This window comes from Streptomyces sp. ATLC9, assembly GCF_057196705.1.
Window position 1 is genome coordinate 1 of record NZ_JBXUOY010000426.1, and the last position, 2862, is coordinate 2862.

A 2862-nucleotide genomic window follows, 5' to 3' on the forward strand; every position below is an offset into this window, starting at 1 on the left:
CGACCGGTCGGGACCCCGGGGCCGCGAGAGGGGCGCGCCGCGCCCGTCACTCGGTCCTGATCGACTCCAGCATGTTCAGCCGTGCCGCCCGCCGCGCCGGCCACAGCGCGGCCAGCACGCCCACCAGCGCGGCCAGCGCCAGGAAGACGCCCATCCGCTCCCAGGGCAGCACCAGTTCGTAGGTGGGGATCGAGGAGGAGATCAGCTCCCCGGCCGCCCAGCCGAAGAAGACGCCCAGGCCGATGCCGAGCACCCCGCCGAAGAGCGAGATCACCAGCGACTCCAGCCGGACCATCCGCTTGGTGCCGCGCCGGTCCAGACCGATCGCACGCAGCATCCCGATCTCCTGCGACCGCTCGAAGACCGACATGGCCAGGGTGTTGACCACCCCGAGCACCGCGACGATCACGGCCATGGCCAGCAGCCCGTAGAGCATGTTCAGCAGCAGGGTGACCACCTGGGCGATGGACTCCGAGACGTCCTCCTCGTCCCGGACGAGAACGGCCGGGTTGTTGCCGAGGGCGTCCTCCAGGGCGGACTTCGCCGAGTCGCTCGCGCCGCCCTCGGTGTCCACCATCACCTGCATGCTGGTGACCTTCTCCAGGTGCGGGTCGAGCACGGCGGTGTCCAGCATGATGCCGCGCATCATCTCGTTGGCACGGTAGACGCCCGAGACGGTCAGCTCGCCGCGCTCGCCGTCCTCGTAGAGCACCTCGAAGACCGAACCGGTCCGCCAGCCGTGCTCCTCGGCCGTGGCGGTGTCCACCACGGCCCCGCCGTCGGCCAGTCCCTCGAACGAGCCGTGGGTGAAGTCGAGTTCGACCAGCTCGCCGAACGCCTCGCCGTCGACGCCGGTGAGGTACTCGTACTCGCCGTCGATCCGGGAGGGGGAGTTGCGCATCGGGCTGAGGGCCGTGACCTCGTCCGCCTCGGCGAGCGTCCGCTCGACCTCGGGGGACAGGGGCAGGAAGTTGGCCATGGAGACGATGTAGTCGGCCTTCAGTGCCTCCGAGGCCATCTTGTCGACGCCCTTCTGGACGCCGCCGGCTATCACGGTCATCCCGGTGACCAGGGTCAAGCCGATCATCAGCGCGGCGGCGGTGGTGGCGGTGCGGCGCGGGTTGCGCACGGCGTTGAGCCGCGCCAGCTTCCCGGAGACGCCGAAGACGCGCAGTACGGGCACCGAGGTGGCGATCACCGGACGGGACAGCAGCGGGGTCAGCACGAACACCCCGACCACCAGCAGCGCGGCGCCCAGCCCCATCGGGATCTCGCCGTCCTCCATGCCGGTGGCGGCCAGGACGAGCGCGATGCCGGGGCCGGCCAGCAGCGCGCCGATGGTGTTGCGCACCATCAGACCGCGCTTGGTGGCGGGCGCGTGCACGCTGCCCATCGCGGCGACCGGCGGGACCTTCGCGGCGCGGCGGGCGGGCAGCCAGGCCGCGGTCATGGTGACCTTGATCCCGACGACCAGCGAGGCGATGACCGCGGCCGGGGTGACCACCAGCGGACCGTCCGGCGCGGTGAGGCCGAGGGAGCCCAGCAGCGAGCGCAGCCCGACGGCGATCCCGATACCGGCCAGCAGGCCGATCCCGGCGGCGACCGTGCCGACCACCGCCGCCTCCACCAGCACCGAGCGGGTCACCTGGCGGCGGCTCGCGCCGACCGCGCGCAGCAGCGCCAGCTCCCTGGTGCGCTGGGCCACCAGCATGGTGAAGGTGTTGGCGATGAGGAAGACGCCCACGAACAGCGCGATTCCGGCGGACACCAGCAGAGTGGTCCGCATGCCCGTCATCTGGGCCTCGATCATCTCCGCCTGCTCGTCGGCGAGCTTCTGCCCGGTGACGGCCTCGGTCTGCTCGGGCAGGATCTTCTCGACGCTCTTCTTCAACTCCCGCTGGCCCACGCCTTCGGAGGCGGTCAGCACGATCTCGCTGTACCGGCCGGGCTGGGAGAACAGCTTCTGCGCGGTGGCGGTGTCGAACAGCACCAGGGTGCCGCCTGCGGCGACGTTGCCGTCGTCGGTGTCGAAGACACCGGTGACCCTCTCCTCGCGGACCGGGCCGCTGACGGACAGCCGCACGGTGTCGCCGACTCCGTAGCCGGTGCGCCCGGCGGTCGCGGAGTCCAGCGCGATCTCGCCGGGACCGCGGGGGGCCCGGCCGTCGCGCAGGTCGTAGCGCGGGTCCTCGCCCGCCCCGTCCGGGCCGGTGTCGTAGTTGCCGCCCTGGGTCGACCAGCCCGCGCCGACCAGCTTGCCGTCCTTGCCCGCGAGGGCGGCGAAGCCGAAGACGGTTCCGGTGGCGTGCTCGACGCCCGGCAGCTCCCGCGTCCGCTCCAGCAGTTCACGGGGGAGACCGGAGGGGCCGCCGGGGTCGGTCTCGTCGCTGGAGAAGTCGGGGCGGACGACCACGTCGACGGCCTCGAAGCCCTTGGCGGAGCTCCTCGCGAAGGCCTCGGAGAGAGTGGCGGTGAAGACCAGGGTGCCGGCGACGAACGCCACGCCGAGCATGACGGCGAGCGTGGTCATCAGCAGTCTGGCCTTGTGCGCGAGCACGTTGCGCAGGGCGGTACGGAACATGGGGTCTCGTGATCCTGGGGTAGGTGTGGCGGCGCCGCGGGCGGGGAGGCCCTGCGGGCAGGGGAGGCACTGCGGGCCGGGGCCCGGCCGGTCAGCTGGTGCGGCCCCGGGCGTCGAAGGCCTTCATCCGGTCCAGCACGCTCTCGGCGGTGGGGCCGGCCATGTCGTCGACGATCCGGCCGTCGGCGAGGAAGACGACCCGGTCCGCGTACGAGGCGGCCACCGGGTCGTGCGTCACCATGACCACGGTCTGACCCAGCTCCCGCACCGATTCGCGCAGG

Annotated in this window: 1 protein-coding gene and 1 pseudogene; both read right to left on the bottom strand. The window is 72.2% G+C overall.

The genetic code is table 11. The features are described 5' to 3' along the window. Positions 1 to 46 precede the first annotated feature (46 nt). Complete coding sequence (locus AC2CJA_RS25795; RefSeq protein WP_484605081.1) at positions 47 to 2581, bottom strand: ABC transporter permease; 2535 nt, start codon at positions 2579 to 2581, stop codon at positions 47 to 49. A gap of 91 nt (positions 2582 to 2672) precedes the next feature. Beyond that, positions 2673 to 2862 (bottom strand): annotated as a pseudogene (locus AC2CJA_RS25800) (ABC transporter ATP-binding protein); the annotation flags it as partial.